Below are 13,779 nucleotides of genomic sequence, written 5' to 3' on the forward strand. Positions count from 1 at the left end.
ACCCGTACGGGCTACGGGTGCCGGGCGCGGAGCACCCGGAAGGCGGCGAAGGCCGCGAGGGCGGCGAGCGCCAGGACGATACCGGTCTCGATGAGCTGGGTGGGCCAGAAGTGGGAGAAGGGGTGGTAGTCGAGGTACTGGGCGGTGACGTCGTGGCGGGCGAGGCACTGATCCTGCGCCTTCTCCATGAGGGAGGGGTCCTCGCTCATCCCCACGGTGGCGTTGACCTCCTGCCAGCAGACGCTCTGGTCGAAGCGGGCGCCGGAGGAGGTCTGCAGCCCCCAGTCCATCATCAGGCCGTTGTCCGGCGGCGTGATGTCGCCGCCGAGGGGGGCGGTGACCGTCCGCACGGGCAGGAAGGACCAGCGCAGCGCGCCCAGGACGAGCAGGACCACGCCCAGGACGAGACCTGTGGCGGCCATGGCGACGAGGGTGCGGCGGATCAGCAGGCCGAGGAGCGCGCCGACGGCGACGGCGGCGAGGAGGTGGGCGAAGAGGGCGACGCCGGTCGCCAGGTAGGTGCCCGGGCTGTATCGCGACACGGTCCAGCCACCGGTGATCCGGATCCAGCCGAGCCAGTGGACGGCCATGAGGGCGCCCGCCGTGAGGACGGCGGCGGCGGTGGCGGTGAGGAGCTTGGAGCGGAGCCAGACCGCCGGGCTCACCGACTGGGTGAGGGAGAGCTGGTACGTGCCCGTCTCGTACTCGCGGGCGACCAGCGGCCCGGCGGCGAGGGCGCCGACGAGCAGCGGCAGGATGATCAGGCCCTTGCCGAGTTCCTCGACGGCGAGGCGCAGCAGGGAGTGGCTGTGGTCGTACGTGGGGAACGTCTCGCCGTTCAGCACGTACGTGTCCGGGACCGTGGCGACCCAGATCCGCAGCCCGCCGATCACGGCGAAGGCCAGCACCGCCAGCGCGCCCGCCACCCACAGCGTCCGTCGGTACTGCCGGACCGTCACCCAGGCGGGGCCCTTGAGGGCGGGGGTGCTCATGCGGGGGCTCCTTCGGGGTTGCGGAGGTGGGCGAGGAGGAGTTCCTCCAGGGACGGCTCGCTGGTCTCCCAGGGGCCTTCGACGGGGCCCTCCCGTCGCACCAGCGCGGTGAGTTGACGGCCCGTCGTGCGGGAGTCGATCACCGTGTGCGGGGTGAGGTCGGCGACGGGCCCGCGCAGCAGGGAGTGCGCGGCGAGCAGGTCGTCGACGGCGCCGTCGAGGCGGATCCGGCCCCCGGTGAGCAGCATCAGGTGGTCGCAGGCGCCCTCCAGCTCGGTGAGGATGTGCGAGGACATGACGACCGTGGTGCCGCGCTCGGCGGCGTCGGACATCAGCAGGCCCATCAGCTGGTGGCGGGCGAGCGGGTCGAGGTCGGCCATCGGCTCGTCCAGGAGCAGGAGTTCCGCGCGCTTGCCGAGGGCGAGCGCGAGGGCGACGCGGGTGCGCTGGCCGCCGGACAGGTGGTGGACGAGGGTGTCGGAGGAGAAGCCGCCGCCCTCGACCACCCGGAGCGCGGCGGCGTCGTCCCACCGGCCGGGGTTGAGCTCGCGGCCCATGCGGAGGGTGTCGGCGACGGTGAGCCGGGGATGGAGCGGCTTGGCCTGGGCGACGTAGGCGAGGTCCTCGCGGGCGGGGGCGGTGAGCGTGCCCTCGGTGGGGCGCAGCAGGCCGGCGGCGAGGGCGAGGAGGGTGGACTTGCCGGCGCCGTTGGGGCCGACGAGGGCGCAGATCCGGCCGGCGGGGAGCGCGAAGTCGCACTCCCGCAGGGCCCAGCCGCCCCTCCGTCCCCCGTACTTCTTGCCCAGGAGCTCGGCTCCCAGGACGGTGGTCGTGCTCACGTCTCGTCGTCCCCCTCGAAATGCTGTGTCAGTACGGCGGTGAAGAGCGCCGCCACGTCCTCGCGGTCCATGCCCTCGGCGCGGGCGCGGCGGGCCCAGGCGTCGAGCTCGCCCCGGAGGGGGGAGTCGGCGGGGGCCGTGGTGCCGAGCGTGGCGCGGACGAAGGTGCCGAGGCCGCGGCGGGCCTCGACGAGGCCTTCGCGTTCGAGTTCGCGGTAGGCCTTGAGGACCGTGTTCGGGTTGATGGCCGTCGCCTCGACGACCTCTCGTGCGGTGGGCAGTCGGTCGCCCGGCTCCAGGAGGCCCATCCGGAGGGCCTGTTTCGTCTGCTGGACGATCTGGAGGTAGGTGGCGACGCCGCTGCGCCGGTCGATGCGGTACTCGACCACGTCCCTTCCACCACCCTTTCACTAATCAAGTAGTGAAAGGGTGGATCAAGAAAGGGGGCGGTGTCAACCGCCCCCTCCCGGACAGCCGGTTCAGGACTCCGAGCGGTACATCAGATCCACCTCGTGCGTCCGGAAGCCGAGCCCCTCGTAGACCCGCACCGCCGCGCTGTTGTCGGCGTCCACGTACAGCATCGCCGTCGGCAGCCCCTGCGCCGCCAGGTGCCGCAGGCCCGTCGCGGTGAGCGCCTTGCCGAGGCCGCCGCCCTGCGCCCCGGGCAGGATCCCGACCACGTACACCTCGCCGAGCCGCTCCTCGGCGTGGACCTTCGTCCAGTGGAAGCCGACCAGCTCCCCCTCCTTCTCGGCGAGGAAGAAGCCCTTCGGGTCGAACCACGGCTCGGCGATCCGGTCGTCCAGGTCCCGCTGGGTCAGCGAGCCCTGCTCCGGGTGGTGGGCGAAGGCCGCGGCGTTGACCGCGAGCCAGGCCGCGTCGTCCTGCCCGGGGACGAAGGTGCGGATCGTGACGCCCTCGGGGAGGACCGGCTCGGGGATGTCAAGCGGTGCCAGCGGGCGGCGCAGCTGGCGCAGCTCGCGGAAGAGGGTGAGGCCGAGGACCTGCGCGAGGTGGCGCGCGGACGGCTTGCCGCCGTGCGCCCAGACGCGCAGCCGCTTGCCGGACGCGGCGAGCAGGGCGGTGCCGAGCGCCCGCCCGTGCCCGCGGCCGCGCTGGTCGGGGTGGATGAGCAGCTCGGCGGCCGGCGCCTCGACGGGGTCGGTCTCCTCCAGCTGGGCGTAGCCGTGGAGGCGGGGGCCGACGGTGAGGAGGAAGTGCCGCACCCCCTCGCGCCGCCCGTGCCGGAGGTAGAGCCGCCCCTGCTCGGACACCGCGTGCACCCCGTCGGCGTGGTCCGCGGCCGCGAGCAGGTCCATGACCTCCTGGACCTGCTCGGGGGTGAGCTCGTCGTACGTCTGGATCTGCCGTCCCGGTTCGAGGGCGGGCGCCGCGTCGGAGGAAGTCATGGTGCCGAGCCTACGGTGGCGCCGCGCCGGGGCGGGGGAGATCGCCCGGAGGCCGTCGGACGGCGGGGTCGGCGGCCTGGTGGAGGAGGCGGCCGTCCGCCGGCCGGGCGTCCCGCGACGGGCTTCCGGGTGCTCGTCGGGTGCTCGTCGGTACGCATCGGGTACTCGTCCGGTGCCCGTCCGGTGTCTCCCGGGCTTCGCAAGGTGAGCAAAATCAACCGGCTCGTAACCCCCTCCCCCCTGTTGCGCTACGCGCGTTGACCCTAGGCTGCGCCCGAACCGAGACTTCCCTTCACATGCACCACAGGGGGGCGCATGCCTACCACTTCTCAGCACCCGCACCGCAGACGCCGGAAGCACCGGCTTCTCGCGGCCGCCGCCGGCCTCGTCACCGTGGGCGCGCTCGCGGCCGCGATGCCGGGCACCGCGAGCGCCGGCGAGAACGGCCGCCCGGGCCCGGGCAAGCAGCACGGCCGGTACGCGGACATCCAGCTGCTGTCCTTCAACGACTTCCACGGCAACCTGGAGCCCCCGAGGAGCTCCTCGGGTCGGCTGACGGAGCTCCAGCCCGACGGCAGCCTCAAGACCATCGACGGCGTCGGCGGCGTCGAGTACCTGGCCGGCTCGCTGCGCAAGGCCCGCCAGGGGCACCGGTACTCGATCACGGCCGCCGCCGGCGACCTGGTCGGCGGCAGCCCCCTCACGTCCGCGCTCTTCCACGACGAGCCCACGATCGAGGCGATGAACGCCCTCGACCTGGACGTCACCGGTGTCGGCAACCACGAGTTCGACGAGGGCGCCGCCGAGCTCAAGCGGCTGCAGAACGGCGGCTGCCACCCGAAGGAGGGCTGCTACGAGGAGGGTCGGACCTTCGAGGGCGCCCAGTTCCCGTACCTGGCCGCGAACGTGGTCGACGAGAAGACCGGCAGGCCGATGCTCGACCCCACCTTCGTGTGGGAGAAGGACGGCATCAAGGTCGGCTTCATCGGCGTGACCCTGGAGGGCACGGCGGACATCGTCACCGCCTCCGGCGTCAAGGGACTGAAGTTCCTCGACGAGACCGAGACGATCAACAAGTACGCGCGCCAGCTGCAGAAGCGGGGCGTGAAGTCGATCGTCGCGCTCATCCACGAGGGCGGCGCCCCGGCCTCCGAGGCGTACAACTACGGCTGTGACGGGAACGGCCCCGGCACCGGCATCTCCGGCCCCATCGTCGACATAGCCAAGGGCGTCGACGCCAAGGTCGACGCGCTGGTGACCGGCCACACCCACCAGGCGTACGCGTGCACCATCCCGGACCCGGAGGGCAAGCCGCGCACGGTGACCTCCGCCGCGTCCTTCGGCCGCCTCTACACGGACACCACGCTCACCTACGACCGGCGCAGCCGCGACATCGTCCGTACGTCGGTGACGTCGGCGAACCACGTCGTCGTCCGGGAGAACCCGGCGTCCGACATGACCGACCTGATCACCCGCTACAAGACGCTGGCCGCCCCGATCGGGAACCGCCCCATCGGCTGGATCGCCGCCGACGCCGCCAAGCCCGCGGGGACGGACGACTCCCCGCTCGGCAACCTGGTCGCGGACGCCCAGCTCGCGTACGCCAAGACCCTGGACCCGAACACCGCCCTGGCGCTGATGAACCCGGGCGGCGTGCGGGAGAGCCTGGTGTACGCGTCCTCCGACGCCGGAGAGGGCGACGGTGTCGTCACCTACGGCGAGGCGTTCGGCGTGCAGCCGTTCTCCAACACGGTGAACCTGCTCGACCTGACCGGCGCACAGCTGCTCACGGTCCTTCAGCAGCAGGTCACCGGCCCGAAGAACGAGGGGGCGCCGAAGGTGCTGCAGCCCTCGGCGGGCCTCCGCTACACCCTGGACCTCACCAAGACCGGCGCGGACCGCGTCGTCGCCGACTCGGTGCGGCTGAACGGTGCTCCGCTGGACCCGGCCGCGACCTACCGGGTCGCCGTCAACTCCTTCCTCGCGGAGGGCAGCGACGGCTTCGGCGAGCTGGCGAAGGGGACGAACCGGGTGGTCGGCATGGACGACCTGGTGGCTCTTGAGGAGTACCTGCGGGCCAACTCCTCGGCGAGCGCCCCGCTGCCGGTGCCGGCGGCGGACCGCGTCGACGTGGTGTACCCGCCGAAGCCGTAACCGGCGTCGGTGAAGCAGCACCGGGGCCCCGCCCGGCCATGACGGCCGGGCGGGGCCCCGCCCGCGTCGGGGGACGGTCGAACTTCCCTTGAGGCAGGCGTTGTTCGCGAATGTTTCCGGCCGGAACCGCCCCGTCGGCCGGATGTCACTCCTATGCTGCCCATGATCTTGTCAGTGCGCGATCAACTTTCGTGATCTCTGGAGGGGCAAGACCGTGAGAGACCATGCCAGACGCTTCATCACCGTCGGCCTGACACTGCTCCTGGCGTCCGTGGGCTTATCCGCCCCCGCACACGCCAGTCCGACCAGCGGCGACCGGGTCCTCTACTGGAACCAGGCGCTGATCGACGCCTACGTGACCACGGGCGGCTCCCCGGGGCCCCTGGCCCGTGCCGGGGCCATGATGCACCTGGCCATGTACGACGCCGCCAACGCCAGCCGCTGTCACAGCAGCGGCGGTTTCAAGCCGGAGAACTGCATCGGGGCGCTCTACACCCCCGGCATCAGCGTGAAGGCCGGCGTCGCTCCCGACGTGAACGCGGCCCTGGACCACGCGGCCTACAACGTCCTCGAATCCACCTTCCCCGCGCTCGACTTCACGCCCTACCTCACGGCGGCCCGCTCGGGCGAGCCGGTCGACGCCACCACCGCGGAGGGCCAGAGCGTCGGCCAGAAGGCCGCCACGGCGATGATCGCCCGCCGCACCGGCGACGGCTCCACGGACACCACGCCGTACACCCCCAGCACCGAACCGGGCCAGTGGCGGCCGACGGGCTCCGGTGCGGCGGCGGATCCGAACTGGGGCAAGGTCAAGAAGTTCGTCGACTACGGCGACTACCCGTGGACGTACTTCAAGACCACGGCGGCCGACCTGCGTCCGCAGGCGCCCGGTGGGATCGCGGCGATGCCCGACATGCTGAAGAGCCCCGAGTACGCGGCCCAGTTCAAGGAGGTCGCCGAGCTCGGCGCGGCCGACAGCGCGACGCGGACCGCGGACCAGACCGAGATCGCCTGGTTCTGGGCCAACGACCTGAACGGCACCTACAAGCCGCCGGGCCAGCTCTTCACCCACACCCGGACCGTCTCCGCGCAGCGCGGCCTCGACCAGACCGCCAACCTGCAGCTCTTCGCGCTGGTCGCGGGCGCGATGGCGGACGCGGGGATCTCCGCCTGGGACATGAAGTACCAGACCGCGATCGACCTGTGGCGGCCCGAGAGCGCCATCCAGCTGGCCGACTCGGACGGCAACCCGGACACCGCGCAGAACGGCTCCTGGCAGCCGCTCTCGGCCGACACCGACGGGAACCACTTCAGCCCGCCGTTCCCCGCCTACGTCTCCGGGCACGCGACCTTCGCCGGAGCCTGGGCCGAGTCGATGAAGCAGTTCTTCGGCACCGACGCCATCTCCTTCACCGGCACCACCCAGGACCCGCACGCGGTCGGGGTGACCCGCACCTTCCCCAACTTCAGCGCGGCGGCCACCGAGAACGCCCGCAGCCGGGTCTACCTCGGCGTCCACTACCAGTGGGACGGCGACCTCGGCGTGGCGACGGGCCGGAAGGCCGCGAGCCAGGTCATCCGCAACGGTTACGGCTGGACGAGCGCCTCCGACATGAATCCCCGCTACTACGGCCCGAGTCTCTCCACCGTGGGCAAGTCGTGGCTGATCAAGGGCATGGGCGCCACGAGCGCCGGGGCGAACATGTACGGCGGCCCCAGCGAGAACTGGTACTGGTGTGACGAGTACGGGGCGGAGATGTCCTACCACCAGCACCTCTGGAGCTCCTACGCCTGCGCGAACGGCTACGACGGCCAGTCGCACATCTACTACATACCGTTCTAGCACCGGAAAGGACGCTTCCCGTGATCAGAAAGCATCTCCGACGCACCGGCGCGGCCGCCGGCGCGATCGCCGCGCTCGTCGCCGCCTCCGTCGCGGTCGCCGGCACGAACGCGACGGCGTCGCAGCCCGAACCCAGCGTGCCGGGGGCCCTCCGGGTCTTCGCCGGCCCGTACGAGCAGGCGCAGTTCTGCGAGAACGGCCCGGTCCCGGTGATCTCCGGCGCGAAGGGCGGCGCGCTCGCCGCCTCGGCGACGGCCTTCGGCAAGGACGCCGGCAAGAACAGGAGCTACCACGCCCTGAAGGCGACCTTCGAGGTCGCCGAGCCGGACGAGGCCGCGCTCCTCACCAGGACCGAGAAGATCTGGCCGAACGGCATGGTCTTCAACCTCGCCCTCGGCGCGGACCAGCTGAAGCCGGGGGAGTACCGGTTCCGCCTGCGCACCCTCGGCGGCAACGAGGCCTCGGCCTGGACCCCGTGGTGCGCGTTCACGGTCACGAAGTGACGGTCGTTCCGTAGGGGCCGCCTCCCGCCGGCGTGGCGGGAGGCGGCCCGTCGGTCGTCCGCACCCTGGCGGAGATTGACGCGGACCTGTCATCATCCGGTCTCATGGAGCGACGACGCTTTCTCACCGGGGCCCTCGGGGCCGGGGCCGTCCTGCTCGCCGGCGCCCCCGCGGCACGGGCCGCCGCCGTGGACACGCGCGCGTGGATGGCGGCGCACGGGGACGGCACCGCGCTCGCGCGGCTCACCATCCCCGGGACGCACGACTCCGGGGCCCGCTTCGGCGGCCCCTGGGCCGAGTGCCAGAACACCACCATCGCGCAGCAGCTCGACAGCGGGGTCCGCTTCCTCGACGTGCGCTGCCGCGTCACCGGCGGCTCCTTCGCCATCCACCACGGGGCCTCGTACCAGAACATGATGTTCGGCGACGTCCTCATCGCCTGCCGCGACTTCCTCGCCGCCCACCCCTCCGAGACCGTGCTCATGCGCGTCAAGCAGGAGTACTCCGAGGAGTCCGACGCCACCTTCCGGGCCGTCTTCGACGACTACCTCGACCGGCGCGGCTGGCGCTCCCTCTTCCGGATCGGCGACGGGCTGCCGACGCTCGGCGAGGCCCGCGGCCGGGTCGTGCTCCTCGCCGACAACGGCGGACTGCCCGGGCTCCGCTGGGCCGACTCCCGCCACTTCGCCGTCCAGGACGACTGGAACGCGCTGCCCGACGCCAAGTACCCCAAGATCCAGGCACACTTCCGCACGGCCGTCGCCCAGCCCGGCCCGCTGTACGTGAACTTCGTCAGCACCTCCGCCTACCTGCCGCCCCGCTGGAACTCCGACCGCCTCAACCCCTGGGTCCACGGCTTCCTCGACAGCGCGGAACTGTCCGGGCGCACAGGGCTCGGCATCGTGCCCCTGGACTTCCCCGCCACCCGCGCCGGGCTGGTGGAGGCCCTCCTCCGGCACAACTGACCTCACGCAAACCGCTGGCGCCCCGGCCCGGAGCCGTACGACCATGCCCGCATGGAGACCAGCGACACGGACGTACGGCGGTGGACCGCCTCCACCGTCCACACCGACATGTGGACCGACCCCGACGAGGACCCGCGCGAGGGCGGCGGCACGGCGGTCGTCGACGAGCGCGGCGCCCTCCTCGACGCCCTGCGCCACTTCCGGCTCACCCTGGAGCTGAAGTGCGAGGGCCTGGACGCCGAGCAGCTCGCCCTCCGCTCCGTGCCGCCCTCCACCATGTCCCTCCTCGGCCTCATCCGCCACATGGCCGAGGACGAACGCCACTTCCGCCGCCTCGCCGGCGAGGACTCGCCCCGGATCTACCGCACCCCGGACGACCGCGAGGCCGACTGGACCGGCGCCGTGCCCGACCCGGCCGTCGTCGAGGAGGCCCGCCGCCGCTGGAAGGAAGAAGCGGAGGCGACCGACCGCTTCGTCGCCGGTTCGCCCGACCTCGGCGCCCCGACCCCCGACGGCGGACAGCTCCGCGAACTGCTCACCATGCAGATCACCGAGTACGCCCGCCACTGCGGCCACGCGGACCTGCTGCGCGAACGGGTGGACGGGCGGGTGGGGCAGTAGCCGGTCGGTCGCCGGTCAGGCCGTGACCTCCGGCGGGGGCGTCGGGGCGCCCGGCAGGCGGAGGGTCGCCACCGTGCCGCCGCCCTCCGCCGGGGCGAGGGTCACCGTGCCGCCCGTGCGCTTCACCGTGTGGGCGACGATCGAGAGGCCCAGGCCGGAGCCGGGGAGGCTGCGGGCCGACGGGGAGCGCCAGAAGCGGTCGAAGACGTGCGGGAGCTCGTCGGGGGCGATGCCGGGGCCGTGGTCGCGGACCGTGAGTTCGCCGCGCATCAGGGTCACCTCGATCGTGCCGCGCGGCGGCGAGAACTTGACCGCGTTGTCGAGGACGTTGACCAGGGCGCGTTCCAGGGCGGCCGGTTCGGCGCGTACGTACCAGGGCGCCAGGTCCGTCGCGAAGGTCAGCTCCGGGCCGCGCAGGCCGGCGCGGTCGAGGGCCGAGCGCAGCACGTTGTGGAGGGGGACCACCTCCAGGGGGCCGGGCCGGACCGCGTCCGGGCGGGCCAGTTCCTGGAGGTCGCCGATGAGCGCGGCCAGTTCCGTCATCTGGGCCTTCACCGAGGCCATGAGGGCCCGGCGGTCCTCCGGAGGGATCGCACGGCCGGTCTCCTCGCTGCGGGCGAGGAGTTCGATGTTGGTGCGGAGCGAGGTGAGGGGGGTGCGGAGTTCGTGGCCGGCGTCGGCGATGAGGCGGGCCTGCCGGTCCCGTGAGCTGGCGAGCGCCGCCGTCATCTGGTTGAAGGCGCGCGACAGGCGGGCGATCTCGTCCTCGCCGTCGGCCGGGATCCGTACCGTCAGGTCCTCCGTCGCCGCCACGTGCTCCACCGCCCCCGTCAGCCGGTTCACCGGCTCCAGGCCGGTCCTCGCCACCCACAGGCCGGCCGCGCCCGCGCCCACGACGCCGATGCCGGAGACCATGAGCAGCACCCAGCCCAGCGTGGAGAGCGAGTTGTCGATCTCGGCGAGCGGGCGCGCCACCGACACCGCGAGCGCGGTGGGCCCGGGCCGGGGGTAGGTGTAGACGCGCATCTCGCGTCCGTCGGCGTCCTTCACCGTGTGCAGGACGTCCGTGAGCGTGCCGCGGGCCACCGCCAGGTCGCTCGGTCCGGCCGGGATGGCCGCCTTGCCGGACGTGCAGACACCGCCGGACGCGTCGACGAGCTGGATGGTGTACCCGCCGACCGGCGGCAGCTCCTCGCCGCGCCGGCACAGCGCGAGGAGCTGCTGGACCGCCCCCGGATCGAGCCGCGTGTTCCGCAGCGCCGAGTCCATCTCGCCCTCCAGCTGCGCCCGGGTGACGAACCAGCAGGCCGCGGAGACGGCGGCGACGGCGACGGCCACGGCGAAGGCGGTGAGCAGGGCGAGGCGCGAGCGGAGCGGCCGGGACCGGAACCAGGCCAGGGGGGTGCGGGGCCGGGTCACTCGCCGCCGCCTCCGGTGCGGAGTACGTATCCGACGCCGCGCACGGTGTGGACGAGGCGCGGTTCGCCGCCCGCCTCCGTCTTGCGCCGCAGGTACATCACGTACACGTCCAGGGAGTTGGAGCTGGGTTCGAAGTCGAAGCCCCAGACGGCCTTGAGGATCTGCTCGCGGGTGAGGACCTGGCGGGGGTGGGCCAGGAACATCTCCAGGAGGGTGTACTCGGTGCGGGTCAGTTCGACGGGCCGGCCGCCGCGGGTGACCTCGCGGGTCGCCAGGTCCATCCGCAGGTCCTCGAAGGACAGGACGTCCTCCGGCTCGGCGGCGGGCCCGGCCGGGGCGGCGTACGAGCTGCGGCGCAGCAGGGCGCGGATGCGGGCGAAGAGCTCGTCGAGCTCGAAGGGCTTCACGAGGTAGTCGTCGGCGCCGGCGTCGAGGCCGGTGACGCGGTCGCCGACGGTGTCGCGGGCGGTCAGCATGAGGATCGGCACGGTCGAGCCGGCGGCCCGGATCCGGCGGGCCGCCGTCAGCCCGTCCATGCGGGGCATCTGCACGTCGAGGACGACGAGATCGGGGGCGTACGGCTCCATGGCGGCGAGCGCGTCGACCCCGTCGACGGCCTCCCGCGTCGCGTACCCCTCGAAGGCGAGGGAGCGGCGCAGGGCCTCCCGCACGGCGGGTTCGTCGTCGACGATGAGGATGCGTTCGGTTTCGTTCGGCTGCCCGCTGCTCATGGGTTCAGCGTCCCACGCGTTCAGCTCTGGCCGCCGCCGGAGCGGAGGGCGTCGAGGTCGGCCTTCAGGGTGTTCACCGGGATGGCGAATCCGAGGCCGACGCTGCCGGCGGTGGAACCGCTCGAAGAACTGGGCGAATACATGGCCGAATTGATCCCGATGATCTCGCCGTTCATATTGATCAGCGCGCCGCCGGAATTCCCGGGGTTGAGGGAGGCGTCGGTCTGGAGCGCCTTGTAGGTGGTCTTCGAGGAGCCGGTGTCGCCGTTGAACTGCTGTCCGCCGAACTCGAACGGCCAGCCCTGTCGCGGGTCCCACCGCTGCCGGCCCTGGCCCTGGTCGCCGTCGGCGCCCTCGGAGTCCTTCGCCACCGTGACGTCGCGGTCGAGGGCGGAGACGATGCCGCTGGTGACGGTGCCGGTGAGGCCCTCGGGGGAGCCGATGGCGACGACCTCCTCGCCGACCTTCACCTTGGACAAGTCGCCGAGGGTGGCGGCCTTCAGGCCGGACGCGCCCTTGAGCTTGATGAGGGCGAGGTCCTTGTCGGGGTCCTTGCCGACGACCTCGGCCGCGTACGTCTTGCCGTCGCTGGTGCGCACGGTGATCTCGGAGGCGCCGGAGATCACGTGGTTGTTGGTGACGATCTCGCCGTCGCCGGTGATGATCACGCCGGAGCCGGTCGACCTGCCGGAGGCGGAGCTCGCGGAGATCTCCACGATGGAGGGGGAGACGGCCTCGGCGACCCCGGCGACCGTGCCGGTGCTGTCCGCCGAGACGTTGGTGCCGCTCACCACGGGGGAGGAGGCGGTGACGGGCGCGTCCTGCGCGGTGAGCTGCTGGACGAGGGTGGCGGTGCCGCCGCCGATCGCCGCCGCGGCGATCGCCACGGCCGCCATCAGGCCGACGCCGCGCTTGGCGCGCCGCCGGGAGACGGGGGCGCCGGCGGGCACCGGGCCGGCCGCCGCGTACGCGGGCCCGGCCGGGGGAGGGGTGGGGCCGCCGCCGGACCCGGACGGCCACACGGTGGTGCCCGGCTCGGTGGTGATCGGCCGCGTCGGCTCATACGGGGGGCGCGGCGGGTGGTACGGCTGCTGGGGCTGCGTGTGGTCCGTCATGGCAATGACTCTCGGCCCGCGAGATGAGAGCCGTCTGAGGACCGGCTGAGAAGCCCGACAGAACCCTGTATGCCCGAAATAAAGCCGGGTGGTCCTGGGGTGGTGTCAGTGGCAGCCGCAGGAGCGGCGGACCACCAGGGCCGAGGGGAACTGCTTGACGCGGTCGCGGCGGGAGCCGTTGACGCGGACGGAGTCGTCGAGGACGAGGTCGACCGCGGCGCGGGCCATGGCCGGGCGGTCGGAGAAGACGGTGGTCAGCGGCGGATCGGTGAGCGCCGCCTCCTTCACGTCGTCGAAGCCCGCCACCGCCAGCTCGGCCGGCACGTCGATGCGGAGCTCGCGGGCGGCGCGCAGCACGCCGAAGGCCTGGTCGTCGGTGGAGCAGAAGATGGCCGGCGGGCGGTCCGGTCCCGCGAGGAGCTTCAGGGCCACCTGGTAGGCGTCGTAACGGTTGTACGGGGCCTCGAAGAGCCGGCCCTCGGTCTCGCGGCCGGCCTCCCGCATGGCGCGCCGCCAGCCCTCGACGTGGTCGGCGACCGGGTCGCCGACGGCCGGGGTGTTGGGGACGCCGCCGAGGCACGCCACGTACGGGTGGCCGTGCTCCAGGAGGTGCCGGGTGGCGAGCTGCGCGCCGCCGATGTCGTCGGTGACGACGGCGACGTCGTCGATCGCCTCGGGCCGCTCGTGCAGCAGCACCACGCGCGCGTCCCAGGCCTCGATCTCGCTCGCGGCCTGCTCGCTCATGCCCTGGCTGACGAGGATGAGCCCGGAGACCCGCATGCCGAGGAAGGCCCGCAGGTAGTGGATCTCGCGCTCGGTGCGGTAGTCGGAGTTGCCGACCAGGACCATTTTTCCGCGCTCGGCGGCGGCCTGCTCGACCGCGTGCGCCATCTCCGCGAAGAAGGGCTGGCGCGCGTCCGGGACGATCATGCCTATGAGGTCGGTGCGGCGCGACGCCATCGCCTGGGCCACCCGGTCGGGCCGGTAGCCCAGCTCCTTGATGGCGGCGAGGACACGCTCGCGCGTGGCCGGGGCGACCGGCCGGGGTCCGTTGTTGATGACGTAGCTCACGACCGCGGTCGAAGTACCCGCCAGTCGCGCTACGTCATCCCGCGTCACCTTGGCCACGCGCGGAAGTCTACGCGGGGTGACCTACCTACCGGCAGGTCGCGTTGTGGCGTACGCCAC

The 13,779-nt window shown here is 72.7% G+C and carries 13 protein-coding genes; 5 read left to right on the forward strand and 8 right to left on the reverse strand.

What is annotated here, in order from left to right:
• Positions 1–11: 11 nt before the first annotated feature.
• The 4 genes from HHL19_RS09530 to mshD form a co-directional block, all read right to left on the reverse strand.
• The gene (locus HHL19_RS09530) at positions 12–992 is read right to left on the reverse strand and encodes an ABC transporter permease (RefSeq protein ID WP_169087698.1); all 981 of its coding nucleotides are present in this window, start codon (positions 990–992) and stop codon (positions 12–14) included.
• Entirely contained in the window at positions 989–1,831 is an 843-nt protein-coding gene (locus HHL19_RS09535; protein WP_169087700.1) for an ABC transporter ATP-binding protein, read from the reverse strand. The genes HHL19_RS09530 and HHL19_RS09535 overlap by 4 nt, the downstream gene beginning before the upstream one ends.
• The gene (locus tag HHL19_RS09540; RefSeq protein WP_169087702.1) at positions 1,828–2,220 is read right to left on the reverse strand and encodes a GntR family transcriptional regulator; all 393 of its coding nucleotides are present in this window, start codon (positions 2,218–2,220) and stop codon (positions 1,828–1,830) included. The genes HHL19_RS09535 and HHL19_RS09540 overlap by 4 nt, the downstream gene beginning before the upstream one ends.
• Before the next feature lie 90 nt (positions 2,221–2,310).
• Complete coding sequence (mshD, locus tag HHL19_RS09545; RefSeq protein ID WP_169087704.1) at positions 2,311–3,240, reverse strand: mycothiol synthase; 930 nt, start codon at positions 3,238–3,240, stop codon at positions 2,311–2,313.
• A 315-nt stretch (positions 3,241–3,555) separates the two neighbouring features.
• On the opposite strand from mshD, the gene HHL19_RS09550 reads away from it, so the two are divergent.
• The 5 genes from HHL19_RS09550 (at position 3,556) to HHL19_RS09570 (ending at position 9,326) form a co-directional block, all read left to right on the forward strand.
• On the forward strand, positions 3,556–5,394 hold the full coding sequence (locus HHL19_RS09550; protein ID WP_169087706.1) for a bifunctional metallophosphatase/5'-nucleotidase: 1,839 nt from the start codon (positions 3,556–3,558) through the stop codon (positions 5,392–5,394).
• A 214-nt stretch (positions 5,395–5,608) separates the two neighbouring features.
• Positions 5,609–7,237, forward strand: a complete 1,629-nt coding sequence (locus HHL19_RS38455) for a vanadium-dependent haloperoxidase (protein ID WP_206324726.1) — start codon at positions 5,609–5,611, stop codon at positions 7,235–7,237.
• Between the two features lie 20 nt (positions 7,238–7,257).
• Entirely contained in the window at positions 7,258–7,740 is a 483-nt protein-coding gene (locus tag HHL19_RS09560; RefSeq protein WP_169087708.1) for a hypothetical protein, read from the forward strand.
• 104 nt (positions 7,741–7,844) lie between these two features.
• Positions 7,845–8,705, forward strand: coding sequence for a phosphatidylinositol-specific phospholipase C (locus tag HHL19_RS09565; protein WP_169087710.1), 861 nt, complete (start codon positions 7,845–7,847; stop codon positions 8,703–8,705).
• Between the two features lie 51 nt (positions 8,706–8,756).
• Entirely contained in the window at positions 8,757–9,326 is a 570-nt protein-coding gene (locus HHL19_RS09570; protein ID WP_169087712.1) for a DUF664 domain-containing protein, read from the forward strand.
• A 15-nt stretch (positions 9,327–9,341) separates the two neighbouring features.
• Here the strand turns inward: HHL19_RS09570 and HHL19_RS09575 are convergent, their stop codons facing one another.
• From HHL19_RS09575 to HHL19_RS09590, 4 genes are all read right to left on the reverse strand, one after another.
• Positions 9,342–10,745, reverse strand: coding sequence for a HAMP domain-containing sensor histidine kinase (locus HHL19_RS09575; RefSeq protein WP_346768269.1), 1,404 nt, complete (start codon positions 10,743–10,745; stop codon positions 9,342–9,344).
• A complete protein-coding gene (locus HHL19_RS09580; protein WP_169087714.1) occupies positions 10,742–11,476 on the reverse strand; it encodes a response regulator transcription factor in 735 nt (244 codons plus the stop codon). Before HHL19_RS09580 ends, HHL19_RS09575 begins: the two co-directional genes overlap by 4 nt.
• A gap of 20 nt (positions 11,477–11,496) precedes the next feature.
• Positions 11,497–12,591, reverse strand: a complete 1,095-nt coding sequence (locus HHL19_RS09585; RefSeq protein ID WP_169087716.1) for a trypsin-like peptidase domain-containing protein — start codon at positions 12,589–12,591, stop codon at positions 11,497–11,499.
• A gap of 105 nt (positions 12,592–12,696) precedes the next feature.
• Positions 12,697–13,719 (reverse strand): LacI family DNA-binding transcriptional regulator, encoded by a 1,023-nt coding sequence (locus HHL19_RS09590; protein ID WP_169087718.1) that lies wholly within the window; start codon positions 13,717–13,719, stop codon positions 12,697–12,699.
• Between the last annotated feature and the right edge of the window lie 60 nt (positions 13,720–13,779).

Source organism: Streptomyces sp. R302, assembly GCF_012927245.1.
Taxonomy (GTDB): Bacteria; Actinomycetota; Actinomycetes; order Streptomycetales; family Streptomycetaceae; genus Streptomyces.